This is a genomic window from Pseudomonas sp. P4_B3 (assembly GCF_056402295.1).
On sequence record NZ_JBFUHR010000003.1, the window covers coordinates 203,147 to 225,983 of the forward strand.

A 22,837-nucleotide genomic window follows, 5' to 3' on the forward strand; every position below is an offset into this window, starting at 1 on the left:
CATGCCGCTAATCAGTGACATCCAGGTGCTTGAGCCTGGCAGCGAAGTGCTGCTCTTCGAATTGGATGGCAGCGACTTCGGCGCTGACGTTCTGCGCTTTCACGGGCATTCGATTCCACACACGCCAGTCGAGCTGATCGCCGCCGGCACCGATGCCGACCAGCTTCCCGCGAAAGCAATCTGGTGGCAGGGCAACGAATACGGTGCATGGCCGATGCAAATCGACGGTATCGAGTCGAATGGCGACGGCACAGCAGTGCGGCCGACGTTGTCCGTCGGCAACGTTAATGGGCGAATCACCGCGCTCTGTCTGGCGTTCGCCGACCTGCTGGAGTTCAAGCTGACGATACGCCACACGCTGGGCACGTACCTGGATGCCCAGAACTTCCCAGCCGGCAATCCGACCGCAGATCCAACCCAAGAAACGATCGAGGTCTGGTATATCGACCAGAAGACGAACGAGGACGGTGAGACGGTCAGTTGGGAGTTGGCGAGCCCAGGTGATGTCGGCGGCGAGTCCATAGGTAGGCAGGCCACGACGCTGTGCCACTGGTGTCTCACCGGCGGCTACCGGGGGCCGAATTGCGGATACACCGGACCATATCGTGACAAGGACGGAAACCTCACGGACAACCCTGAACTCGATGCTTGTGGCGCCACGCTGGGCCGGGGTTGTATCCCGCGCTTCGGCGAAGGCAATCCGCTGCCATTCGGTGGCTTCCCCGCCGTTTCCCTGATCGCCCGGAGTTAACCATGCGCAAGCACATCTTGAGCGCGATTCAAGCCCATGCCGCTGCCGAGTACCCGAAAGAGTGCTGCGGGCTGCTGCTAGCGGTCGGACGCAAACAGCAGTACTACCCGTGCCGCAATATCGCCACGGAGCCGAACGAGGAGTTCCGGATTGATTCGGAGCAATACGCCGCGGGCGAGGATATCGGCGAGGTGATCGGCGTGGTTCATTCACACCCAGACGCAACCAGTCGGCCATCACCGCGCGACCTGGCTATGTGCGAGGCGACTGCGCTGCCATGGCACATCCTGAGCTGGCCGGAAGGTGATCTGCGCACCATCACGCCGAGCGGCGAGGTGCCGCTGCTCAAACGCCCTTTCGTGCATGGCGCCTGGGACTGTTGGCAGGTCTGCGCCGACTGGTACAAGCGCAAGTGGGGGGTGGAGTTCGAGGCCTTCAAGCGCGCCGATGGCTGGTGGGAGAGCAAGGACAACGCCAGCCTGTACGAAGCCAACTATGAGGCCGCCGGCTTCTACAAGGTCGACCAACCACAGCACGGCGACATGATCGTGATGGAAGTGGGGCGGACGGTTCACCCGAACCATGCCGGGATTTTCCTCGGCAGCAATCCGGTACTACTCGACGAGGACGCAGCGACCTTCGGCCCAGGGCCGTTCCTGCTACACCATCTATACGGCAGGCCGTCGGAGGTCATCGTATTCGGCGGGCCGTGGCTTGACCGTACACGCCTGATTCTCAGGCACAAAGATGCAGTTTCGAATGCAGCTTAAGCCGGTTCAGGAGCTCGCTCTACCTGTCTCAAAATGTCCGCGCCATGATCAATCTCGGCTCGACGCAAATCATAGGCAGCTTGAAGATTTGTCCAGAACTGCGCGCTGGTATTGAAGCAGGCAGCCAAGCGAAGTGCGACATCAGCGGTGATGCCGCGCTTTTCACGAACAATTTCATTCACCGTGGGCGGGGATACATGCAGCATCCTGGCGAGAGCCGTCGGCGTTAAATCCATTGGGAGAAGGAATTCTTCCCTGAGAATTTCGCCCGGATGTACAGGGCGCATGCCGTTATTAAACACAAGTCACCTCAGTGGTAGTCTACAATTTCAACGTTCTCTGGCCCCTGAGCATCCCAGGTGAAGCAGACTCGGTACTTCTCATTAATTCGGATGCTGTATTGGCCTTGCCGGTTCCCTTGTAGTGCTTCCAGCCGATTGCCGGGCGGTGACAGCAAATCCTGTAATGCTATCGCCTGGTCAAGCATGGTCAGTTTTCGTTGTGCCACGGACAGGATGGCCGCCCATTTTCGGGAGGATCCAGTGGTGAACAGGGTTTCGGTATCGCCACAGCGAAAACTGATAATCATCATTAACGCTTAACGTTATTCGTTAATGAGGATTGTAGGTCTACCAAAAATCATAATTTATCTTTTCGACGAACGGCTTTGTTTGAGTTTTTTGGCTGCGCAAGGGTACATTCCGCACATTTCAGGACGAGGAATAACCATGCGGATTTTTGCAGGAGCAATGGCAGTAGCACTATTGGCCGGGTGTTCTACTTCATCAACGCCGTCTGGTGAGGCTCAGCAGGCACCACCAAGCCAGCTATCGGCCTATCAAAGCAAGCCAGCCGGAGCTTATGGCACTCTTCAGGTAATCCGCGACTCTGGGCACACCGGCAGCCTTTGTTCGATGGCAGTTTTCATTGATGGCAAGCAGGCGGCGAAGCTTGATCCTGGTCAAAAAGTATCGTTCTATCTACCACCTGATTCCCTGTCAGTGGGAGCGGCTTATACCGGTTCTGGCATCTGCTCTATGGGGGCGGATCGCGTAGAGCGCGAGGCGATAGTAAAGGACGGCGCAGTAAAAAAATATCGAGTGTTTACCGGCGGTGATGGACAGATAGACATACTCCCCACAACGCTTTGAAACTGACCGCCTATGGGCGGTTTTTTATTGGCCGGAGGAAATCATGGCTTCAGCTGCTCACTACACTCCCTCGACGAAAGTCATGCTGTCCGGATCGTTGGCCAAGAAGTTTTTCCGCAGTAAGCCATTTTTACTTGATGGTGGATCGGGAGCAGAGGTCCTTCGCGCGCTGAATGCCACAGTTGAAGGTTTTGCTGAAGAAATAAAAAGGCTTGAGCGGCTCGGGATGACCTTCGCGATTTTTCGAAATCGTAAAAATATTGGGGCGAATGGTCTGGACCTAGGCGGGACACGAGAGGTCCGAATCGTACCCGTGGTTTCAGGTGGCAAGCGCGCAGGCGGTCTGCAAACAATCATCGGATCAGTTCTTATTGCAGCAGCTTTCGTGCTTTCCTTCACGCCATTCGCAGCAGCTTCGCCCTACCTTTACCAGGTCGGGGCTGCGATGGTGATAGGCGGCGTTATCCAGATGCTCAGCCCTCAGGCCTCCGGTTTGAAGCAAAGCTCATCTCCCGAAAACGCCCCGTCCTATGCCTTCGGCAGCGCCAAGAACACCACGGCCAGCGGCAACCCGGTGCCGATCTGCATCGGCGAGCGCCGGTGGGGCGGCATGATCATTTCCGCGTCGATCTACGCAGAAGACAAAACGTAATCAGCACGCAGTAAGCAGGCCGCCCGAGAGGCGGTTTTTTTATGTCTGGAGGAAAATATGGGCGCAGCACGGAAGATCGAGATTCACGGCGAGAAAGGCGGCAGCAGTAAGCCGAAGTCGCCGACCGAAGCCAATGACAGTCTGCGCTCGACCAACCTGGCCAAACTGTTGATCGCCGTGGGCGAGGGCGAGTTCGACGGCATTCCGACCGATTACGACATCTACCTCGACAACACGCCGATCCGCGATGCCAGCGGCAACTACAACTTCCCCAACGTGAAGTGGGATTGGCGCCCGGGCTCCGTGGATCAGTCCTACATCCCGGGGATTCCGGCAGTCGAGAACGAAACCTCGCTGAACGTCGAGCTGCGCAGCGACACCCCATGGGTACGCTCGATCACCAACACCCAACTGTCGGCCGTGCGCATGCGCTTCGCCTGGCCGGCACTGCAGCGTCAGGACGATTCTGGCAACGTTGTCGGCTACCGCATAGACTACGCGATCGACGTGGCCACCGACGGCGGCGCCTATCAGCAGGTGCTGATGGATGCTGTGGACGGCAAGACCACCACTCGATACGAGCGCTCGCGCCGTATCGACTTGCCCGCGGCCGCCGCGGGCTGGCAGATCCGCGTGCGCCGCCTGACGCAGAATCAGAACAGCAACAAGATTGCCGACACCATGCTGGTGGCCGGTTACACCGAGGTGATCGACGCGAAGCTGCGTTACCCGAACACCGCGCTGCTCTATATCGAGTTCGACGCCGAGCAGTTCACCAACATTCCGGCGGTGACGGTGCGGTGCAAGGCTCGGCGCTGGATGGTGCCGAGCAACTACGACCCGGTGGCTCGTACCTACGCCGGCACTTGGGACGGCAGCATGAAGTCGGCCTGGACCAACAACCCGGCTTGGATCACCTACGGCATATGCACCGAGGACCGCTTCGGCTTGGGCAAACGCGTCAAGCCGTGGATGGTCGACAAGTGGGAGCTGTACCGGATTTCACAATACTGCGATCAGCTGGTGCCGAACGGCCTAGGCGGCGAAGAGCCGCGCTTTCTGTGCGACATGAACTTGCAGGGCAAGGCCGATGCCTGGTCACTGCTGCGCGATATCTCGGCGATTTATCGCGGCATGACGTATTGGGCGCAGGGCCAACTGGTGATGCAGGCCGATATGCCGCGCGCTCAGGACTTCGACTACGTGTTCACCCGGGCCAACGTCATCGACGGCAAGTTTTCCTATGGCAGCGCGTCGGCGAAGACCCGCTACACCCGGGCGCTGGTCAGCTACGACAACCCGGCGAACAACTACGACACCGACGTCATTCCATTCGCCGACCTGGATTTGCAGCGTCGGTATGGCGACCGGCCGACTGAACTGAGCGCCATCGGTTGCACCCGAGCCTCTGAAGCCCAGCGCCGCGGCAAGTGGGCCATCCTCAGCAACAACCAGGACCGCACCGTGTCGTTCAAGACCGGCATGGAGGGCGTGATCCCACTGCCTGGCCACATCATCCCGGTGGCTGACTCGCTGCTCGCCGGTCGCGAAGTGGGCGGGCGTATTTCTGCTGCTGCCGGTCGCGTGGTGACGTTGGACCGTGACACCCAAGTCAAGGCCGGTGATCGGCTGATCATTAACCTGCCAGGCGGGCGCGCCGAAGGTCGGACCGTTCAGAGCGTTAGTGGCAGGGCTGTGACCGTGACCCTGACCTACAGCGAAACGCCGCTGTCGCAACTGCAATGGGCGCTCGACGCCGATGATCTGGCAATTCCGCTCTATCGTGTGCTGCGGACCAAGCGCACGGCCGAGGGCGACTACGAAATCAGCGCGCTACAGTACGATCCGAGCAAGTTCGCCTTCATCGACACCGGTGCCCGACTGGAAGAACGGCCGATCAGCGTGATTCCGATCACCGTGGTACCGGTGCCGGCCAGCGTCACCCTGTCGGCAAGTTCAGTTGTCTCCCAGGGCATCGCCGTCGCTACCATGACGATCACCTGGCCAGCGGTAAATGGCGCGGTCGGGTATGACGTGGAGTGGCGCAAGGACAGCGGCAACTGGATCAAAGTGCAGCGCACCGGGATGACCAGCGTCGACGTTACTGGCATCTACGCTGGCGCCTATGTGGCCCGCGTCCGTGCGGTGAGTGCCTTCGACATCTCGTCGATCTGGCGCAACTCGATCCTGACCAATTTCAAGGGCAAGGAAGGCTTGCCGCCGGCGGTGTCATCCCTGACAGCCACACCACTGCTGTTTGGCATCTACCTCAAGTGGGGATTCCCGGCCGGCGCCGAGGACAGCCAGCGGACGGAAATCTGGTACGGGCCGACAACCAGTCTGGAGGCTGCGACCAAGCTGGCGGATCTGGCTTACCCGCAAAACGATTATTCGCTGCAGCACCTGCAGGCGGGGGCGCGCCTGTTCTTTTGGGTACGCCTGATCGACCGTACCGGCAACGTGGGGCCTTTTTATCCGACAGGCCTTGGCGTCATGGGGCAGGCCAGTTCCGACGCGGGACCGATTCTTGATCAGATCGCGGGTCAGATCTCTGAGTCTGAGTTGGGCGGTAGCTTGCTCGGCAGGATCGATTTGATTGATGGCCCGGCAACCCTGCCAGGGTCGGTGAGCAATCGCTTGAATGAGCTGGATGAGCGGGTGGGCGAAGGGCAGACCGCGCTGCAACAGCAAATCGATCAGGTCAACACCATTGCCAAGTCGGGGGAGTATCAGAAAGAAAAAGCCTACGATGTTGGCGCCTCGACTCGTCTGGATGACCGCCTGTACCAAGCCAAAATCGCGGTGCCGGCGGATGTCAGCGGAGCGAAGTCGCCCCCGAATGCGACCTATTGGATGGACGTTGGCCAAGTGGTATCGGATTCGAACGGCCTGGCCGCACGGGTCAATGTCACTGAAAGCAAAATCACCAGCATCGAGGGGGTTAATACCAGCCAAGGCACGGCGATCACCGGCCTAAACAACAGCCTGACCACCACCAACACCAACGTGACCGCCGCGCAAAACGCGGCGAACGCGGCGAACACCTTGGCCGGCGGCAAGGGCAAGGTGCTGGTGCAGACGGCGGCGCCGGCGGCGGCCGATCAGCTGGCGCAGAACCTGTGGATCGACATCACCGGAGGAGCGAACACCCCGAAGCGCTGGACTGGCTCGGCGTGGGCGGCGGTCACTGACAAGGTGGCCACCGATGCGGCGGCAGCGGCGGCCAATGCGCTGACCCAAGTGGCGACCAAGGCCGAGGCGGCGACCGTTACAGCCCTGAGCAACACCGTGACGCAGCAGGGTGATGCCATCACGGCACAAGGGCAGTCGCTGACCGGTATCCAAGCCAGCATTGGTGGACTTGGGGCCGCCGGCACCAACCTGCTGGTGGACAAATACAGCTGGCTCACGTCTCCGACTTTGCCGGCCACCGTCAGCGGCTCAAGTCTGGCGCGTATCGGCGTGGCCGTGGCCGAGGCGTCATCGGGGTTCGGCATCAAATTGACCACGGTTAGCACGTCCACCAGTCAGTTCCTGATGCTTTCGCCGACCAACAACCTGGCCGGCTGGAACATCGATATGGAAGCCGGGACGTATCTGGTATCGATGTACGTGCAATCCTCGGCCGTGGGCGCGATGCGCGTTTCGATGTACAACGGCAGTCACCGTTATTCGGTGAACGCCACGTACAACACGACGCGTCAGCGGCTGGTGTTTGCCTGCACCGCTACCGCCTTCGCGCGGGCCGCGATCACGATCTACCCGAACATGTCTGCCCTGGCAGCCGGTACGGAAATCACGATTGACAGCGTGATGATCGAGAAAATGGCCGGGGCGAATACCAGCGTCACGCCTTCGCCCTTTGTCGCCGGCAATTCCGCCGCGTCCGTTTCTGGGCAGGCGGCGGCGACGTCGGCGCTGGATGCCCGGGTAAGCCAGACCGAAACCGGCCTGACCAGTCAAGGCAGTCAGCTGACGTCGCTGAGCAACACAGTGGCGGGCAAGGCGGACAACAGCGCGCTGCAGTTGCTGGCGTCCACCGTCTCGCAACAAGGTGACACGCTGACCAGCCAAGGCTCGGCAGTCACTCAGCTGCAGAGTACGGTGGGGGCTATTGGCGGCAACGGGGTCAACCTGCTGCCGGGTGAGTACACGGCGTTTTCGGCCGCACCGCCGACCATGCAAAAGGTATCCACCACTGTCGTCACGACCGAGGCGGACGCCACGGCCTACACCGGGTATCTGCTGAAAGTCTCGGCCACCGCCGCCACGGTGGGCTATGTGTACTTGGCCGGCGCGTCGACCGATTACAACCTCAAGCTCAAGCCCGGCAAGAAATACATTTTCTCGCTCAAGGCCAAAGGCAGCGTTACGCATAACGTCGGTGTGCGTATTCGTTATCTGAACGCCGCCGGTGGCGTGGTTGAAACCAGCGTGGGGACCATCGCTGTCGGGACGGATCTGGCCAGTTACAGCGCCGTGATCACCGCGCCGGCGGCCCTGGTCGAGCGGGCGCAGGTGGTGTTGTTCACGCAGAACACGGCGGCAATCGGCGATACCTGGCTGGACGCGGTCATGTTGGAAGCCCAGGTGGGCACGGCCACCACGCCGAGCGAGTTCACCCCGGGCGCCTCGGTTCGCCAAGCCTATGGCCAAGCCACCGCGATCAGCTCGCTGGATACCCGCGTAACCGACACCGAAGGCCAGATTACCGCCCAGGCGACCAAGCTGGACGGCATTTTTGCTCAGGTCAATCCGCCGCTGGCGGGTGACAGCAGCGACTTTGCCGGTTCGACCGCCAGTTTTGTCGGCGTTTGGTCAGAACAATCGGCGCGGATTGAGGACGGTGTTGCGCTGGGTCAGCGGATTGATGTCGTCACCGCTTCTGTCGGTGCTAACAGCGCTGCGATTCAGACCGAAACCACCACGCGAGCAACAGCCGATAGCGCTCTGGCAAGCCAGATCACTACGGTGCAGGCCGTGGCTAATAGCGCGTCGGCTGCCGTTCAGACGGTGTCTCAGGCTCAGGCCTCCACGGATGGCAAGCTGGGCACCATGTGGTCGGTGAAGATGCAAGTCAACGCTCAAGGCCAATATGTGGCGGCGGGCATTGGGCTCGGTATCGAGAATACGGGTGCCGGACTGCAAAGCACTTTCCTGGTCAGTGCGGACACGTTCGCCGTGGTCAACGGCATCAATGGCACGCTGTCTTCGCCGTTTGCCGTTACCGGGGGGCAGGTGTTCATCCGGGATGCATTCATTGCAAACGGCAGTATCACGATGTTGAAGATCGGTGACAGCTTGCAGTCTGACGATTACGTCGCTGGCACATCGGGATGGAAGCTCACAAAAGCGGGCATCTTTGAAATCAATGGGACTATTGCTGGACAAGGAAAAATGACGATGACTAACAGAGCACTCAAGGTTTATGACGGAAGTAACGTACTGCGAGTGCAACTTGGAGATTTAACAGCGTGAGTTATGGGTTAAAGACATGGAGTGTCAACGGCACTCCAGAGCTTGATACAGACAAGTTTACGTATCAGGTGATTCACAATCAGGTGTATCAGTTGACTGGTGCTAATACTATCAGCGTGCCAATCACTGGCTTTAGCCCATCAAACTGTGCTGCTGTAATTCTACCAATACAACCACCTGCTAGTGGTGCATACAGTACGAATGCAATGCCGTATGAATCAGTTGCTGAAGGGGTTGTAACCATTAGATCAAAAAACCCCTCAGAACCGGGCACTATCGGTTCGTCTATCCAATTTAGACTATTAGTAATGAGGTACGGCTAATTGAGCTACGGACTTAAAGTAATAAACAATTCTAACTACGTACAGATTGACTCTGACACGCCAAGATTGTGTGCATTGTATAACGGAGCGTATGCGGCAACCAGCAGCTACATTGTCAGCACGAGTTTTCCAGTACCTATCACAACGACGGAACCACCTTGTGTTTTTATCAGAAATGATCCAGCAAGGCCGAACGAAGTGTATTACCGGATGGACATTGACGGAAGTGCTGGTAACTGGACAGGATTTACAATTACTGCCGGTAACAACACCTTCCGTCCTGCTGGTAAGTGGTTCGCTGCTGTATTCGCGTCGTTAGCAAAAGCAACTTACGGCCTTCGAATTTGGGGAGCATCAGGTGCTATCTGTTATGACTCAGGTGCAACGCCCGTAATTGTAACTAGAGCCAATCACTCTTGGACATATCAGGGAAGCGTCTCACTTGCGACAATTGGTAGCGCTTACTATTTCAGAAACGAACAACAAGCGGCATTAGCAACCGATGAATACTTTATGATCAACCCTTTCTCAAGGGGTGTACTCAAGCCACAAAGTATCAACTGGCAAGATTGCGGTGTCCGTTTCAACTATTCAGAAAACAGATTGCAGTTGTACATAGTTGACACAGGCGCTGGACCTTGGACAGACCAAGGGGCACCCGCCGCTGTATTCGCACGTCTTCCCGGTACTTAATTACGGAAATTCAACATGGCTAAACAAACTATCGCCTTGGGTACAGCACCTACAGGCGTGGGTGGCGATACACCCCGTTCCGCATTTACAAAGTCTCAAGCGAACTTTGATGAACTTTACAATAAGTTTATCAACTATGGATTTGATGCCCCTATTCCACTCAACAACCCATCGTTAAACAGCGTAGAAACCTTCGGATTCTACTATGTCTCGGCTGCTACCAACACACCAGCATCAGACACTTACGGTTTTTTGCTGGTACAACCTTTGACCACTTTGTATTTTACTCAGACCTTCACCGGTGCTAACACGGGCTTCGTCTGGTCCCGTACTAAAATCAACGGTAGCTGGACAGCTTGGGGTAGGGTTGTAACTTCCACAAACATGCTCGGCACTGTATCCACAGCGGGAGGATTGCCGACTGGTTCAATCTTCCAATCAGGTACTAACGCTAATGGTTGGTATATCCGTTACGCAGACGGCACGCAGATGTGTTGGACAGCGACTGCATCACTCGTACCACCTATTGGTGTTGGTTCAATTAGCTGGACATACCCTATCGCATTCATCACACCACCACCTTACCTGTCCCTCACTGCGTCAGTTGGGAACGGTGCCGACCCTCGGAACTACGTTGGGCAACCAATGTATAACAACGTATATGTTGGTTCTGCTTATTTTACGACATATACAATTGGCAGCGTTGGTTGCTATGCACTCGCTATCGGGAGATGGTACTAAATGAAGATCAACCTGAGTCCACAATGCCGAGATGATGAGCTCTCGGTAATTGTATCTGGTGACATTCTTGTCCTCAATGGAGAAGTCCTAGACTTCACCCCGCTCCCAGAGGGTGGCACCCTACCGCGCAATGCTGTAGAGAATCCGTGGCTAATCGGAGATGTAACAAGGAAAGATGGCCAGATTGAGCTTACGTTACTCTTACCTCATGGGTTCGACGCATCTGAAGCAGTCCGATTTCCAAAACCTATTATTGTAACAACTAATGGAAAAGTGGAGCTGCCAACATGAGTATCGACTGGTCCCAGCTGATCACCAAAGCCATGAAGAACGCCACTGCACAGGCTGCGCAACTGGCCGAAGCCAATACAGAGCTGGCCGCAAAGAATTCCAGAGCGGTGCTGCAGATCACCCGCATTCAAGACCGTGTCGAAACGATCGGTTACGGCATCGACGCCGGCGATGCGACCGAAGAAGATGAAGCCGAGCACTCGGCGTTGTTGCTTAATCTGAAAGCCTGGAAGGCCTACAAGTTTTCCCTGGGCAAGGTCACGGTTCAGCCGACGTGGTACGCCGCGCCTGTCTGGCCGAGCGAGCCAGCGGTTCCGGTGATCGTCGCTGATCCCGAAGCGATAGCCATCGGCGTGATGTAACGCGCAGCCACCGAACAACGCACCCGCCATCGAGCGGGATTTTTTTTGCCCGGAGAAAAGTGATGACCGTATCCGAGAGAGACCGCGACATCCTCGCCCGCACGCTATGGGGCGAGGCCCGCGGCGAGTCCTTGGCCGGCCAGATTGCCGTGGCCTGTACCATCCGCAACCGCGTAAACGACGGCAAGGACAAGTCGTGGTGGGGGGAGGGCTATGCCGGTGTGTGCCAGAAGTCGTACCAGTTCAGTTGCTGGAACAGGAACGACCCGAACTTCGCCTACCTGAGTGGCGCCAAGCAGATCCCGTTCCGCGAGCTCGCGCTCGCGCGGATTGCCGCTGACCAGGTAATCGATGGAAAGGTGCCGGACCCCACCGACGGTGCCACCCATTACTACGCGACCACCATCAAGGCGCCGGCCTGGGCGGCGAAAGCGAAACAGACCCTAAAGCTGGGCGGTCACGTTTTCTTCAGGGACGTGCGATGAATCTGATCTGGCTGCGGGTCCTTCCTTGTATCGCTGCACTGACTCTGGTGGACGGGTTGCTGTTTGGTGCCTACCACCACGGTGTGACGGTCACAGATGAAAAGTGGCAGGCGGAATGGAATGCCCGCGACACCCAGGACGCCGAGGCGAGAGCGCTCAATGAGGCTGCTGAGCGCACTAGGGAGCAGGCCTATCAACAGTCAATCAACAAGGCGGTTCAAGATGGCCAACGCATCATCGATCAAGCGACGGCTGATGCTGTTACCGCTCGCGCTTCTGCTGACGGCGTGCAGTTCGCCGCCGACAACCTTGCCCGTCGACTCGCTGCCAGTGAAGCCAGCGGTCATTCCTGTACTGCCGCCGCAAGCCAGGCAGCTGCCCGCGCCGCGGCTGTGCTTGCCGACGTGTTCAAGCGCGCTGATCAGCGAGCGGGCGACCTGGCTGCAGCTGCTGACCAAGCCAGAATCCGGGGACTAACCTGTGAACAAGCGTATGACGGATTGGGTCGGTAGCCTTTCGGAGTCACTTGCCCCATGGTCCGCATCTCTGCTGAGGACGTAGGAGCTACGATGAGTAGAAGGCTTCAGTCATTTGGATGGCGTTTCATTAGTAAGCGCAAGGTGGGGGTATGATCACAATCGTCAGCGTCATCTTCATCATAATTGTTGGATTGCTATTCATTGCGGCAGGCGTAACAGGTATCTGGACCCGCAATAGCGCTCTAGGGAAATGGGGCTTTCTGACGATACCCTTGATGCCGAAATCCTGGCACAAACCTTGGCGAAGGTGGTTCAGTTGGATACATGGCCTTGTGTGTATAGCCATGGGGCTTTTTATTATCGTGCTGACTCTTGCGAAGCTTGGAGGCTTTTGAGCAAAGAAAATACGTCATGCGAATGATTGTGTTCGGTCGGCAGGACGCCTTACGATGAAACCACCTATTTGAATGCTTTGAGGAGGCGTGCGTCACCGCTCCTCAATAATCTTGATTTAGGTTGACTGACTTCCTCAGGGCGAGACGCGACCTGTGAACAGACTCAGGATCGAAATGAATCTGGCGCTATAAAGAAGGCGTAACTCAGAGTAGACAGAAGATTATACGACAGCTGAGATGTAAATTTATCTGCAGAGGCCTTCGAAAGAGGACGTTCTATCCAGGCTAGCCGGCTTGCAAGCTAGTTGACTGGCGACGTTCGAAAATCTAAGTCGCTCAGCAAAAGCTCTGAGATAGTGTCTGCAAAGAGCTTTGTATTAATATGACAGCTAGTATGTCCTGTACCCGCGAAATGCCCTAATTCAAAAAATTTTGAGGCAGGATGACCTCCGCCGCAGACACGAAAATAAGCACAGGTTTTCCGACAGAGATCGACTCCGCTTTCTATTTCTTGAGTGAAGCTTATTAGCTTTTTGTTATTTAAAACAACTTTCCTATCTAGAGCACCAATTGAGAAACTGCCAAGGTTTTCATGAGCAAAGCCAAGCAGCTCAGGTGAAAAAGTAAATAACTCTCCATGGGTAGAGACTGTCAGTATGGAAAGAGGAATGTTTTCGCAAAGCGTCATGGATTCTTGATTGCCGAGCAGTAGTTTTCGCATACGCTCAATCTGCGTGATCCTAACACTTAGTGGGATGTTTCTTCTGGCGTAAAAGAATTGGATAAAGGATTTAATCAAGTCTTCTACAGGTCGAGTGGATCGCAATCCAATTTTGTTCTCACCTTCTTTCTCTGGAATATTGATTGAGACGTTTCGGATGTTCAAAGAGGAAAAGAAATCAAACAATTTTTCTGGGTTTTTTAGGCTTTCTTCATCTGCAACCGAGATGATACCAAAGTCTACACCTGTATCCTGAACAAGCTTCAATCCACGCATCGTGGCTTCAAAGGTTCCCTGGCCATTGCGACGCACTCGGTTCTTGTCATGAATTTCTTTAGGGCCATCAAGACTTATCCCAATATGCAAATCACCATTAGAAATAAAACGTTGCCATTTGTCGTCAATCAATGTGGCGTTCGTTTGCAACTGAAAATATATGTTGGATTTTAGTTCGGATTTAATGAAATTTACGGCTTCCTCATAATATTCAACGGGGAGTGCCAGAGGTTCACCTGCATGCCAGCTGATGTTGACATTGTCAGCGAGCATTCCGGAAGAATTGAGTGCGCGTATATTATTTTTGAGGGACTCTAAGCTCATTTTGGTTTTGTTGTCTTTGTCCCCTAAATAACAATATGAACATGCAATGTTGCAAAAAGGAGTGGATTGAAGTATCAGAGTTGTCGTTGTTTTTGAGTAATCAGGGAAGGGTGTCTCTCCAGTATTTTCCAAACTGAGTGGATTGGGATATAACATGCGCATGTTGCACCTTTCTCTTTGGCTTTAGTTCTAGGTCTCTGGCGATACTTTCTTTTTCATCCAGCCCTCTGGTTTTGGACCTGTTTGTTTTTTTAGCCATCCCTCTGTAGTTTTTTGCTCTTCATCGTCATCTTGAGGTGTTTGAGAGTTTTCTGACACATATTGCTGTAATTGTTCATAGGCCGTCGAACTTTCAGGTGGGGCTGATTGATTATTCATCTTATATCCTGCGAGAAAAAAGTTAGGGGTTGTATGACCTCCCAGCTAACGCTAGCTTAGCTTGAAGAAAAAGCAAGGATGAAACTGAGTAATGTTAGACGCATTATTTTTGATGCTACAGCTTGATGATTGTTTAGTTTTTTATGCCAAGCAGCCCCGTTTTACAGTTTGATATTAGTTTTCGCTATTAAGACCCCGGTTCAATGAACCATCAGAGTTCGGAGTGGTGAGAGTCTGCTTTGGCCGATAGCCGTCACTCCGGCGCCATCATCACCGCGAGCGTCATCTTGATGAACTCTTCGTTCTTGTCGATGGCTTCCAGGGCGCAGCGCACATTGTCGGCGACATCAGCCGATCCGCGCTGCTCGACCCAATTCGAAAGCTCCAGGATGGCGGCTTCGAGGGCGAGTTGGTTTTCGTTGAGCTTGAACAGCAGGGAAGGGAGCAAGTCAGAATTTGGCATCGCGAATCCTCCGTGGAGATTTCAGCGTAGCATTGGGAGATAGTGAATGAAGGGATTGGTGTTCGGTCGGCAGGACGCCGGGGAGGGCCGAAAAGGTGTGGGGACTTTTTCGGGGATTCGCTATTTTCGGTTGAGCTCTGTAGGGCACCGTTTGCAGCGAGCGCCAGTAGAAGACTCAACAAATGCTGGGGATTGCGCCCATTTTCAAGCATGGGGTGCTAGGGGTCGAGTGTTCGAATCACTCCGTCCCGACCATATAATTCAAGGGGTTGCGAGATTTTATCTCGCGACCCCTTTTTATTTTTCTTCGTTTTTACCCCTACGAAACGACTGGCTCTTGGTGGAATCCTCACCGCTTTCGTGTGAGTAGACGTCCGTTGTTGTAACGCCTGGGTGATCTTCGATTCACCTGTTTCTGATAAGCGTCAGACTGGCGTCCCATCCGTTGCCAACCCCGAAAACTCCTCCATTGCATCCAGCAACGCCGCGTTGAAGTAAGCCTTCGATGTCCGGTCACACAGGATGAATAAGCTCGGCTGTTGCAGGGTACTGGCGTTGATCACGATCACGTTGATACGCGCGGCCGAGGTTTGCGCGACCGTGCCCGTGCCAAAAACCTGCGGACTCAAATCGACACCACAGAGTTTGGCCATGACCTCTGTGAGGTGATCGCCACTGAGTTGAAACCAGGCATGGCTATCCTGGCGCGGCAGCAGGTAATTGGCCTTGTGGTCCAGCTCCCAACGGGCCTCTTCGTCTGCAACACGCTCACCTTGATCCTGGGGGCTGCCCAGCAACAGGTACTCGGTCTGGGACAGGCGCGCCACTTGACTGCCGTCATCCTGTACGACCGCGCGGTTGGGAGCGTCCGGTAGCAAAAAGTGGCGGCTCAGCAAATATTCCGCACTGTGTGCACCGCGAAAACCCACCCGTGGCAGGTCGGTGAGGTCGGTTAGCGTGCAACTGGACAAGAGGGCCAGGGCAGGATGGCCGGTGCCAGGTTGTTGTCTCAGGCTGGTCATGGGTCAAAGCTCCTGGCGCGAGTTAGTGGGATCAAGGAAGGGTAACGGCACGACGTCGGCCTGGACCACGATTCCACCTTCGACGCGGATCGGAATTCGTTGTCCCGGCGAGCTTTGGTCGATGCCGGCATAGGCCAGGCCGATGATCTTGCCCAGGCTTGCGGAATATTCGCAGGAGGTGACGTTGCCACTGATGTCCGGGCCATTGAGCACCAGATGGCCTTCCAGCGGTTGCAGGCTGCCCTTGGGCAAAGTGAACCCAACGAGTTTGCGTTTTTGTGGCTGGGCTTCGAGGATATCCACCGAGCGCCGGCCAACGAAGAATGGCTTGTTGCGACTGACCGCCCAGCCCATGTCGATTTCCGCCGGATGGGTCATGCCATCGGTATCCTGGCTGATGATCACATGGCCTTTTTCCAGGCGCAGCAGACGCTGGGTTTCGACGCCGAAGGGACGTATGTCGTGTGCTTTGCCAGCCTCGATCAGCGCGTCCCAAAGTTTCAGCCCGTGACGCGCGGGTACGTGGATTTCATAACCCAGTTCGCCGACGAAACCGACTCGCAACAACCTGGCCTTGATACCGGTAACCGTACCTTGGCGGACGCCCAGATAAGGGAACGCTTCGGCGCTCAGATCCAGATCGGTGCAAACTTTCTCCAGCACCTGGCGTGAATCCGGACCGGCAACGTTGACCGCGCAGACAGCGGCGGTGACGTTGGCGACGTCCACGTCCAGGCGCCATTGTGCGTTCCACTTGAGCATTTGCTGATAGATGCGGTCGACGCCGCTGGTGGTGGCGGTGACGTAGAAATGGTTCTCGGCGAAACGAGCGCACACACCGTCATCGATCACGACGCCGTGCTCATTGGTCATCAATGCATAACGAGAGCGACCGATCGGTTGCTTGAGAAAGGCAAAGGTGTACATGCGGTTGAGCAGTTCGGCGGCGTCAGGGCCACGTACGTCGAGACCGCCCAGAGTCGATACATCGATAATCCCGACCTTGTTGCGCACGTGCAGTGCTTCGGCCTGCATACAGGCGTCGCGATCCTTGGCACTGCCATAGTAGGCCGGCCGCTGCCAAATCCCGGCGGGCATCATCTTTGCCCCCGCTTGTACATGCCGGGCGTGCATAGGTGTCTGGCGGTAAGGGTCGAAAGCCCTGCCGGCAACATGCGCCAGCTTTTCCGCCACAAAGGGTGGGCGTGCCGTGGTGACCCCGGTTTCGCTGATGTTGCGCTGGGTAGCCCAGGCGACCAACCGTGCGGTGGGCAACGCTGAGTGACGTCCCTGGGAAGGGCCCATGCCCACGGTGGAGTAGCGCTTGACCAGTTGCACGTCGCGATAGCCGATTTTGGTCGCGTTGACGATATCGGCCACTTGCAGATCCTCGTCGAAGTCGACGAAGTCCTTGCCTTTGGGGTGGGGGAAGATCGGCCAGTTGAAGTTGACCCGGGCTTCACCGCTGAACGGCGCGCGTTGCGTGCCGACCGTCAGGCTCAGCGCGAGGGCGGCTTCGGCACCGGCATTCACGCCGTCGGCAATCACGTTATCCAGCTGGTGACGACCGTTGACCGAACCGGCGACATTCAGATTCTTTGGCAGGCCGCTTAGAGTGAACTCGGCACGCAGATCGTCGTAGGCCAGTTTGCCGCCGGCTTGGCACAGCAGTTGATAGACCGGCATGTAACCGGCGGACATGCACAGCAAGTCGCAATCCAGTTGTAGGCCACTCTCGGCGACCTGACCTTGTGCGGTGATCTTGCGTACGTCGACGCCGGTGACATGCCGCATACCCTTTTCGTGCAGGGCTTCGTACACCGTGCTGTTGCTCAAACAACGGATTTTGCGTTGCGCCAAGGCCGCCAGCAGGGCGACGTTCCCCGGTGCATTGCGCAAGTCCACCACTGCGGCGACTTCCACGCCCTGATCGTGCAGATCCAAAGCCGCGAGGTAACCGTCATCATTACCCGTCAGCACCACCGCGCGTTTGCCCGGCTTGACTGCATACAACTTCATCAAGCGTTGCGCAGCGCTGGTCAGCATCACGCCCGGCAAATCGTTGTTGCGAAACACCACCGGTTGGTCGAAAGCGCCGCTGCACACCAGGCATTGGCGGGCACGCACCTTGTACATGCGCTTGCCTTGGATGACCGGCAGGTAGTTGTTGGTGAACCAGGCGTTGCAGGTCGCCTCGGTGAGGATCCGGATATTGGCGTGTTGTTCCACCGCAGCGAGCAGCTCGCGGCGCAGGGATTCGGCTCTCTTGCCTTCGATATCGAAACGGGCATAGGTCAACGAACCACCGAGAATCGGTTGTTGTTCGATGAGCAACACCTTCGCCCCGGCATTGGCCGCCGTCAGCGCCGCATGCAGTCCGGCGGGCCCGGCACCGATCACGGCAACGTCGGTGAACAGGTAAGCCTTGTCGTAATACTCGGGCTGGAGGGTCAGGTCGAGCACGCCGAGGCCGGCCTTCTTGCGAATGATCGGTTCCCAGACTTTCCACATGCCCTTGGGTTTGTAGAAGGAACGGTAGTAAAAGCCCACTGGCATGAATTTGGAGAACTTGCCCAGGTAGGCATCGCGATCGTTGTCCAGTGAGCCGTTGACGTTCTGCGCCGTGACCTGCAAACCGGCCGACAGCGCGTGAGCATCGGCCAACACATTGGGCTCCTGGGGCAGTTGCACCAGGCTGTTGGCGTCCTGTCCGGCCATGGTCAGCGGGCCGCGCGGGCGGTGGTATTTGAACGAGCGCGAGATCAGGAAGCGTCCATTGGCCAACAGGGCGCTGGCGATGCTGTCGCCTTGCAGGCCTTGATAGCGATGACCGTCGAAACTGAAATCCAGCGGCTGATCACGGTCGATCAGCAGGCCCATCGGGGCGGGTAGGCGGTTCATCCTGCGATCTCCTGGGCGGCGCTGAAGTCGACGCGGGCGGTGAAGAGTTCCTTGGGGTCGAAGGTGCGAAGAATTTCATCGCTGACGGTGTGACGCTCTGCCAGAAACCAGTAGCTGGAAGGGGTGTGCATCCACCATTCGCGCACCACGCCGGCGAGGTTGTCGGTGTTGAACACGTAGTCGGCCCATTCGGCATCGCTGCAGCGAACGGGATCGGGCATTGGCTTGAACTCGCCGCCATAAGTGAATTCGCTGATATTGCGTGGCCCGTTGAGCGGGCAATTGATGATTTTCATGGTCCGCTCTCCGTCAGTGGCTGGCCGCCGTAGCGCCCATTTCGTTGACTTGCTGGAAGGTCGAAAAGCGCTCGAGGCCGAAAGGCTTGATCAGATCCGGCACCTTGCCGCCGCTGGCCACCAGTTCTGCCATGGTCTTGCCGCAGATCGGTGTCGCCTTGAAACCCCAGGTGCCCCAACCGGCGTCGAGGTAGTAATTTTTCACCGGCGAAAGCCCCATGATCGGGCTGTAATCCGGGGTCATGTCGGTGATCCCGGCCCATTGGCGCATCAGCTTGGCGTTGGCCAGAAACGGGAACATTTCGATGGCGTGGGCCAGCAGGCTTTCCTTCAGATCGAGCGTGGAACGGGTGTTGAACAGCGGATAAGGATCGGAGCCGCCGCCGAACACCACCTCACCACGGCTGGTCTGTTGCACGTAGCAATGCAGCGCCGAGGAGCTCACCAGCGGATCGAGAAAAGGTTTGAATGGTTGCGTGACCATGGCTTGCAGCGGAAAGGTCTGGATCGGCGAACGAATCCCTGCCTTGGCCATCAGCAGCGAACTGTGCCCGGCAATCGCCTGCACCGCGCAGCCGCACTTGATGGTGCCGCGATTGGTCTTCACGGCGGTGATTGCCCCATTCTCGATGATCAGGTCTTGCACTTCAGTGAGCTGGTGGATTTCCACGCCGCGCTTGGCCGCCTGCTTGGCGTAGCCCCAGGCGACGGCGTCGTGGCGCGCGGTGGCGCCGTCGATGTGCCAGAGGCCCGCGATGACCGGCAGGTGACCGGGGTCGAGGTTGAGGCTGGGCACCAGTTCGCGAATCTGCTGGCGGTCGATCATTTCGGTGCGACCACCGAAGTGCTTGTTGACCTCGGCCCGCTGGCGGAACGAACGCACGGTGGCATCCGTATGGGCCAGGGTCAGTTGGCCGCGCTCGGAGTACATGATGTTGAAATCGAATTCGTTGGACAGCCCCTGGAACATCCGCACCGACTCGGCGTAAAAGCGCACGCCTTCGCTGGTCAGGTAATTGGAGCGGATCACCGCGGTGTTGCGCGCGGTATTGCCACCACCCAGATAGGACTTTTCCAGTACCGCGATGTTGGTAATGCCGTGGTACCTGGCCAGGTAATAAGCGGTTGCCAGGCCGTGGCCGCCGGCACCGATGATCACCACGTCATAGCTCGATTTGAGTTCCCGGGGCGGCGGTAGATCGACTTCCACCGGATACTCCGAACTCAACCCGTACTTCAATAGATTGAACGGCATAGGGCCTCCGATTGGCTGCGTTGAGCCTGATGTTGCACCAGGGCTGCGGTCACGGTGTTTTTCATCAAAAAGGCAATGGTCATCGGGCCGACGCCACCGGGAACCGGGGTGATCGCCGCGACGTGGGGCAGGGCGCTGTCGAAATCGACGTCGCCCACCAGACGGCTGCGGCCCTGGTCGTCGATGCGGTTGATGCCGACATCAATCACCACCGCGCCGGGCTTCAGCCAGCTGGCGTCGATCAGCCGTGGGCGCCCTACGGCGGCGATGACGATGTCGGCCTGACGGCACAACGCCTGCGGATCCGGGCTGCGCGAATGCAGCACGGTCACTGAGCAATCAGCCTTGAGCAGCAGGGCGGCCATGGGTTTGCCGACGATGTTCGAGCGGCCGATCACCACCGCGTGTTTACCGCGCAGATCGCCGCAGGTTTGTTCCAACAGGTACAGGCAACCGCTGGGCGTGCAGGGGGCCAGCACCGTGCGGCCCTGGCTGAGGCCACCGACGTTTTCACTGTGAAAACCATCGACGTCCTTGACCGGGGCGATGGCCTCCAGGGCGCGCAATTCGTCGATGTGAGCCAGCAACGGCAATTGCAGCAGAATGCCGTTGATCGAAGGGTCGGCATTCAGCCTGCCAATCAGGTTCAGCAGTTGTTCGGTGCTGGTGTCGCTGGACAGTCGATGCTCCACGGAGCGAATGCCCACCTCTTCGGCGCGCAGGATCTTGTTGCGCACGTAAACCTGGCTGGCCGGGTCGCTGCCCACCAGAATCACAGCCAGGGCCGGTTGAATGTCTTGCTCGCGAAGATCATCCACGTCCTTGCGAACCTGGATCAGCACACGCGCGGCGGCGGCTTTTCCGTCAATCAGTCTGGGCGTGTTCATCGAAAGATCACCGTTCTGTCCTGGTTGAGGAAAACCCGGTGCTCCAGGTGGTACTTGACTGCCTTGGACAGGGCCACGGTTTCTGTGTCACGGCCGGTGGCGACCAGATCGTCCGGCAGATAAACGTGATCGACGCGCTGCACTTCCTGTTCAATGATTGGCCCTTCGTCGAGGTCACTGGTGACGTAGTGCGCCGTAGCGCCGATCAGTTTCACCCCGCGTTGGTAAGCCTGGTGATAAGGCTTGGCACCTTTGAATCCCGGCAGAAACGAGTGATGGATGTTGATCGCGCGGCCCGAGAGTTGCTTGCACAGGTCATCGGAAAGGATCTGCATGTAGCGCGCCAACACCACCAGTTCGGTGCCAGTGTCGTCGACAACTTTCATCAACTCGGCTTCCTGCCGGGCCTTGGTGTCTTTCGTCACAGGCAAATAGATGAAGCGTATACCCTCGCGCTCGGCCATGGGCCGCAGGTCCAGATGGTTGGAAACGATGGCGGTGATGGTCATGTCCATCTCGCCCTTGTGGTAGCGGTAGAGCAGATCGGTCAGGCAATGGTCGAACTTGCTGACCATCAGCAGTACGCGCATCGGTTCGCGGGTGTCGTGCAGTTCCCAGGTCATGTCGAATGCGTTGGCGACGTCGCTGAAGCCTTCTTTGATCTGCTGGATATCACCCAAGTGTCCGTCGTTGAAACGGAACACCGCGCGCATGAAAAATCGGCCGCTGAAGTCGTCGTCGAATTGCGCCATCTCCCCGATGTAGCAACCGTTGTCAGCCAGGTATGTGGTGACCGCCGCGACGATGCCGGACACCGCGGGACAGGTGATCTTGATGATGAAATGGTTTTTTTCGTGTTGCATGACACGTCCTCGGGAAGATGGCGGCAGCTCATCGCATAGCGAAAAAAACATGGGTAAACAGCAATCTCGTCCGTGAGTGAATTTTCTTATGGGGAATAAAATATTCCTGAAGTTGGCTTTATAGGGGAATGCCCGCGCCGCGTCCAGAATTTTTGTGAAAGTTTTTTAACTGGCAGGAAAACGCCTGAGGCCGACACAGGTCGGCCTCAGGGTTGGAATCGAACGGGGAGTGGGGCGGGGATTATTCTTTGTCGTTGCCGTAATTCATGATCGACAGCAGGCGGATCGGCACTTGCACCAGCTGTTCCGGGCCATGGGGGATTTCTCCTTCGAAGGTCAGGCTATCACCGGCTTCCATGCGATACAGCTGATTGCCGTGGCGATAAATCAATTCGCCTTCGAGCAGGTGGAGAAACTCGGTGCCCGGATGGGAGAAGGTCGGAAACTCCTCGCTGGCGTCATCCATGCTCACCATGTAGGCCTCGAAACTCTTCTTCGGCCCGCGTGTGTGATTGAGCAGATGGTAGGTATGGCCTTTCTCGGTTCCGCGACGAACCACTTCCATACCTTGATCGGCCTTGACCAACTGCGCGCTGCCATCTTGCTGATCGTACTCACTGAACAACTTCGACAAGGGTAGACCGAGCACGTCGCACAGACGGCTCAGGGTATCGAGGCTGGTGGAGACCTGGGCGTTTTCAATTTTGCTCAACATGCCTTGGCTGATGTCGGCAATTTTCGCCACATCGGACAATTTCAGGTCCTGCGCCTGGCGCTGGCGTTTGATTTGCAAACCCAGGTATTGCTCGAGCTTGAGGCGCGGGGCGGTTTCGGTCGGCATAGTCTTTAGATCCTGCACACTTTCTGTTCAGTAATATTA

23 protein-coding genes and 2 pseudogenes are annotated in these 22,837 nt (G+C 57.0%); 13 read left to right on the plus strand and 12 right to left on the minus strand.

Annotated elements, in window-relative coordinates:
- The first annotated feature begins 1 nt into the window (after nucleotide 1).
- Nucleotides 2-751, plus strand: coding sequence for a phage minor tail protein L (locus tag AC1DWG_RS04900; protein WP_477787378.1), 750 nt, complete (start codon nucleotides 2-4; stop codon nucleotides 749-751).
- 2 nt (nucleotides 752-753) lie between these two features.
- A complete protein-coding gene (locus AC1DWG_RS04905) occupies nucleotides 754-1,521 on the plus strand; it encodes a C40 family peptidase (protein WP_477787379.1) in 768 nt (255 codons plus the stop codon).
- Here AC1DWG_RS04905 and AC1DWG_RS04910 read toward each other — a convergent pair.
- Together AC1DWG_RS04910 and AC1DWG_RS04915 are read right to left on the minus strand one after the other, a co-directional pair.
- On the minus strand, nucleotides 1,518-1,808 hold the full coding sequence (locus tag AC1DWG_RS04910; RefSeq protein ID WP_477787441.1) for a HigA family addiction module antitoxin: 291 nt from the start codon (nucleotides 1,806-1,808) through the stop codon (nucleotides 1,518-1,520). The two genes, AC1DWG_RS04905 and AC1DWG_RS04910, sit on opposite strands and share 4 nt — an antisense overlap.
- 23 nt (nucleotides 1,809-1,831) lie before the next feature.
- A complete protein-coding gene (locus AC1DWG_RS04915) occupies nucleotides 1,832-2,110 on the minus strand; it encodes a type II toxin-antitoxin system RelE/ParE family toxin (protein WP_477787442.1) in 279 nt (92 codons plus the stop codon).
- A gap of 25 nt (nucleotides 2,111-2,135) precedes the next feature.
- Here AC1DWG_RS04915 and AC1DWG_RS04920 point away from each other — a divergent pair, with 25 nt between their 5' ends.
- The 11 genes and pseudogenes from AC1DWG_RS04920 (at nucleotide 2,136) to AC1DWG_RS04970 (ending at nucleotide 12,571) form a co-directional block, all read left to right on the plus strand.
- The gene (locus AC1DWG_RS04920; protein WP_477787380.1) at nucleotides 2,136-2,672 is read left to right on the plus strand and encodes a hypothetical protein; all 537 of its coding nucleotides are present in this window, start codon (nucleotides 2,136-2,138) and stop codon (nucleotides 2,670-2,672) included.
- Nucleotides 2,673-2,715: 43 nt separating this feature from the next.
- On the plus strand, nucleotides 2,716-3,324 hold the full coding sequence (locus AC1DWG_RS04925) for a tail assembly protein (protein ID WP_477787381.1): 609 nt from the start codon (nucleotides 2,716-2,718) through the stop codon (nucleotides 3,322-3,324).
- Between the two features lie 57 nt (nucleotides 3,325-3,381).
- A pseudogene (locus AC1DWG_RS04930) lies at nucleotides 3,382-5,928 on the plus strand (TipJ family phage tail tip protein); the annotation flags it as partial.
- A 2,409-nt stretch (nucleotides 5,929-8,337) separates the two neighbouring features.
- Nucleotides 8,338-8,802: pseudogene (locus tag AC1DWG_RS04935) on the plus strand (DUF1983 domain-containing protein); the annotation flags it as partial.
- A 323-nt stretch (nucleotides 8,803-9,125) separates the two neighbouring features.
- Entirely contained in the window at nucleotides 9,126-9,818 is a 693-nt protein-coding gene (locus AC1DWG_RS04940) for a hypothetical protein (RefSeq protein ID WP_477787382.1), read from the plus strand.
- Between the two features lie 15 nt (nucleotides 9,819-9,833).
- On the plus strand, nucleotides 9,834-10,559 hold the full coding sequence (locus AC1DWG_RS04945) for a pyocin knob domain-containing protein (RefSeq protein WP_477787383.1): 726 nt from the start codon (nucleotides 9,834-9,836) through the stop codon (nucleotides 10,557-10,559).
- The gene (locus AC1DWG_RS04950; RefSeq protein ID WP_477787384.1) at nucleotides 10,560-10,850 is read left to right on the plus strand and encodes a hypothetical protein; all 291 of its coding nucleotides are present in this window, start codon (nucleotides 10,560-10,562) and stop codon (nucleotides 10,848-10,850) included. It begins immediately after the preceding gene.
- Nucleotides 10,847-11,212 carry a phage tail protein gene (locus AC1DWG_RS04955; RefSeq protein ID WP_477787385.1) on the plus strand — a complete coding sequence of 122 codons (366 nt, stop codon included), beginning with the start codon at nucleotides 10,847-10,849 and terminating at the stop codon, nucleotides 11,210-11,212. The genes AC1DWG_RS04950 and AC1DWG_RS04955 overlap by 4 nt, the downstream gene beginning before the upstream one ends.
- Before the next feature lie 62 nt (nucleotides 11,213-11,274).
- Nucleotides 11,275-11,697 (plus strand): cell wall hydrolase, encoded by a 423-nt coding sequence (locus tag AC1DWG_RS04960; protein WP_477787386.1) that lies wholly within the window; start codon nucleotides 11,275-11,277, stop codon nucleotides 11,695-11,697.
- A complete protein-coding gene (locus AC1DWG_RS04965; RefSeq protein ID WP_477787387.1) occupies nucleotides 11,694-12,209 on the plus strand; it encodes a DUF2514 family protein in 516 nt (171 codons plus the stop codon). The genes AC1DWG_RS04960 and AC1DWG_RS04965 overlap by 4 nt, the downstream gene beginning before the upstream one ends.
- A 116-nt stretch (nucleotides 12,210-12,325) precedes the next feature.
- Nucleotides 12,326-12,571 (plus strand): hypothetical protein, encoded by a 246-nt coding sequence (locus AC1DWG_RS04970; RefSeq protein ID WP_477787388.1) that lies wholly within the window; start codon nucleotides 12,326-12,328, stop codon nucleotides 12,569-12,571.
- A 301-nt stretch (nucleotides 12,572-12,872) separates the two neighbouring features.
- Here the strand turns inward: AC1DWG_RS04970 and grrM are convergent, their stop codons facing one another.
- The 10 genes from grrM to AC1DWG_RS05020 form a co-directional block, all read right to left on the minus strand.
- Nucleotides 12,873-14,054, minus strand: coding sequence for a cyclophane-forming radical SAM/SPASM peptide maturase GrrM/OscB (gene grrM / locus AC1DWG_RS04975; protein ID WP_477787389.1), 1,182 nt, complete (start codon nucleotides 14,052-14,054; stop codon nucleotides 12,873-12,875).
- 27 nt (nucleotides 14,055-14,081) lie between these two features.
- Complete coding sequence (locus tag AC1DWG_RS04980) at nucleotides 14,082-14,270, minus strand: hypothetical protein (RefSeq protein WP_477787390.1); 189 nt, start codon at nucleotides 14,268-14,270, stop codon at nucleotides 14,082-14,084.
- Nucleotides 14,271-14,523: 253 nt separating this feature from the next.
- Nucleotides 14,524-14,733, minus strand: coding sequence for a hypothetical protein (locus AC1DWG_RS04985; RefSeq protein WP_477787391.1), 210 nt, complete (start codon nucleotides 14,731-14,733; stop codon nucleotides 14,524-14,526).
- A gap of 425 nt (nucleotides 14,734-15,158) precedes the next feature.
- Nucleotides 15,159-15,755: a sarcosine oxidase subunit gamma gene (locus tag AC1DWG_RS04990; RefSeq protein WP_477787392.1), complete on the minus strand. Its 597-nt coding sequence runs from the start codon at nucleotides 15,753-15,755 to the stop codon at nucleotides 15,159-15,161.
- 3 nt (nucleotides 15,756-15,758) lie between these two features.
- Nucleotides 15,759-18,656, minus strand: coding sequence for a 2Fe-2S iron-sulfur cluster-binding protein (locus AC1DWG_RS04995; RefSeq protein WP_477787393.1), 2,898 nt, complete (start codon nucleotides 18,654-18,656; stop codon nucleotides 15,759-15,761).
- Complete coding sequence (locus AC1DWG_RS05000) at nucleotides 18,653-18,952, minus strand: sarcosine oxidase subunit delta (protein ID WP_160386915.1); 300 nt, start codon at nucleotides 18,950-18,952, stop codon at nucleotides 18,653-18,655. The genes AC1DWG_RS04995 and AC1DWG_RS05000 overlap by 4 nt, the downstream gene beginning before the upstream one ends.
- A 13-nt stretch (nucleotides 18,953-18,965) precedes the next feature.
- On the minus strand, nucleotides 18,966-20,207 hold the full coding sequence (locus AC1DWG_RS05005) for an FAD-dependent oxidoreductase (RefSeq protein WP_477787394.1): 1,242 nt from the start codon (nucleotides 20,205-20,207) through the stop codon (nucleotides 18,966-18,968).
- Nucleotides 20,189-21,094: a bifunctional methylenetetrahydrofolate dehydrogenase/methenyltetrahydrofolate cyclohydrolase FolD gene (folD, locus tag AC1DWG_RS05010; protein ID WP_477787395.1), complete on the minus strand. Its 906-nt coding sequence runs from the start codon at nucleotides 21,092-21,094 to the stop codon at nucleotides 20,189-20,191. Before folD ends, AC1DWG_RS05005 begins: the two co-directional genes overlap by 19 nt.
- A complete protein-coding gene (purU, locus tag AC1DWG_RS05015) occupies nucleotides 21,091-21,957 on the minus strand; it encodes a formyltetrahydrofolate deformylase (protein WP_477787396.1) in 867 nt (288 codons plus the stop codon). The genes folD and purU overlap by 4 nt, the downstream gene beginning before the upstream one ends.
- Nucleotides 21,958-22,198: 241 nt before the next feature.
- Nucleotides 22,199-22,798: a helix-turn-helix domain-containing protein gene (locus AC1DWG_RS05020; protein WP_008003699.1), complete on the minus strand. Its 600-nt coding sequence runs from the start codon at nucleotides 22,796-22,798 to the stop codon at nucleotides 22,199-22,201.
- Between the last annotated feature and the right edge of the window lie 39 nt (nucleotides 22,799-22,837).

What these genes read in the sequence shown, in the direction of transcription:
- AC1DWG_RS04900 (WP_477787378.1), top strand. Translation starts at nt 2, where the DNA reads ATGCCGCTAATCAGTGACATCCAGGTGCTTGAGCCTGGCAGCGAAGTG.
- AC1DWG_RS04905 (WP_477787379.1), top strand. Translation starts at nt 754, where the DNA reads ATGCGCAAGCACATCTTGAGCGCGATTCAAGCCCATGCCGCTGCCGAG.
- AC1DWG_RS04910 (WP_477787441.1), bottom strand. Translation starts at nt 1,808, where the DNA reads ATGCGCCCTGTACATCCGGGCGAAATTCTCAGGGAAGAATTCCTTCTC.
- AC1DWG_RS04915 (WP_477787442.1), bottom strand. Translation starts at nt 2,110, where the DNA reads ATGATTATCAGTTTTCGCTGTGGCGATACCGAAACCCTGTTCACCACT.
- AC1DWG_RS04920 (WP_477787380.1), top strand. Translation starts at nt 2,136, where the DNA reads ATGAGGATTGTAGGTCTACCAAAAATCATAATTTATCTTTTCGACGAA.
- AC1DWG_RS04925 (WP_477787381.1), top strand. Translation starts at nt 2,716, where the DNA reads ATGGCTTCAGCTGCTCACTACACTCCCTCGACGAAAGTCATGCTGTCC.
- AC1DWG_RS04945 (WP_477787383.1), top strand. Translation starts at nt 9,834, where the DNA reads ATGGCTAAACAAACTATCGCCTTGGGTACAGCACCTACAGGCGTGGGT.
- AC1DWG_RS04950 (WP_477787384.1), top strand. Translation starts at nt 10,560, where the DNA reads ATGAAGATCAACCTGAGTCCACAATGCCGAGATGATGAGCTCTCGGTA.
- AC1DWG_RS04955 (WP_477787385.1), top strand. Translation starts at nt 10,847, where the DNA reads ATGAGTATCGACTGGTCCCAGCTGATCACCAAAGCCATGAAGAACGCC.
- AC1DWG_RS04960 (WP_477787386.1), top strand. Translation starts at nt 11,275, where the DNA reads ATGACCGTATCCGAGAGAGACCGCGACATCCTCGCCCGCACGCTATGG.
- AC1DWG_RS04965 (WP_477787387.1), top strand. Translation starts at nt 11,694, where the DNA reads ATGAATCTGATCTGGCTGCGGGTCCTTCCTTGTATCGCTGCACTGACT.
- AC1DWG_RS04970 (WP_477787388.1), top strand. Translation starts at nt 12,326, where the DNA reads ATGATCACAATCGTCAGCGTCATCTTCATCATAATTGTTGGATTGCTA.
- grrM (WP_477787389.1), bottom strand. Translation starts at nt 14,054, where the DNA reads ATGCGCATGTTATATCCCAATCCACTCAGTTTGGAAAATACTGGAGAG.
- AC1DWG_RS04980 (WP_477787390.1), bottom strand. Translation starts at nt 14,270, where the DNA reads ATGAATAATCAATCAGCCCCACCTGAAAGTTCGACGGCCTATGAACAA.
- AC1DWG_RS04985 (WP_477787391.1), bottom strand. Translation starts at nt 14,733, where the DNA reads ATGCCAAATTCTGACTTGCTCCCTTCCCTGCTGTTCAAGCTCAACGAA.
- AC1DWG_RS04990 (WP_477787392.1), bottom strand. Translation starts at nt 15,755, where the DNA reads ATGACCAGCCTGAGACAACAACCTGGCACCGGCCATCCTGCCCTGGCC.
- AC1DWG_RS04995 (WP_477787393.1), bottom strand. Translation starts at nt 18,656, where the DNA reads ATGAACCGCCTACCCGCCCCGATGGGCCTGCTGATCGACCGTGATCAG.
- AC1DWG_RS05000 (WP_160386915.1), bottom strand. Translation starts at nt 18,952, where the DNA reads ATGAAAATCATCAATTGCCCGCTCAACGGGCCACGCAATATCAGCGAA.
- AC1DWG_RS05005 (WP_477787394.1), bottom strand. Translation starts at nt 20,207, where the DNA reads ATGCCGTTCAATCTATTGAAGTACGGGTTGAGTTCGGAGTATCCGGTG.
- folD (WP_477787395.1), bottom strand. Translation starts at nt 21,094, where the DNA reads ATGAACACGCCCAGACTGATTGACGGAAAAGCCGCCGCCGCGCGTGTG.
- purU (WP_477787396.1), bottom strand. Translation starts at nt 21,957, where the DNA reads ATGCAACACGAAAAAAACCATTTCATCATCAAGATCACCTGTCCCGCG.
- AC1DWG_RS05020 (WP_008003699.1), bottom strand. Translation starts at nt 22,798, where the DNA reads ATGCCGACCGAAACCGCCCCGCGCCTCAAGCTCGAGCAATACCTGGGT.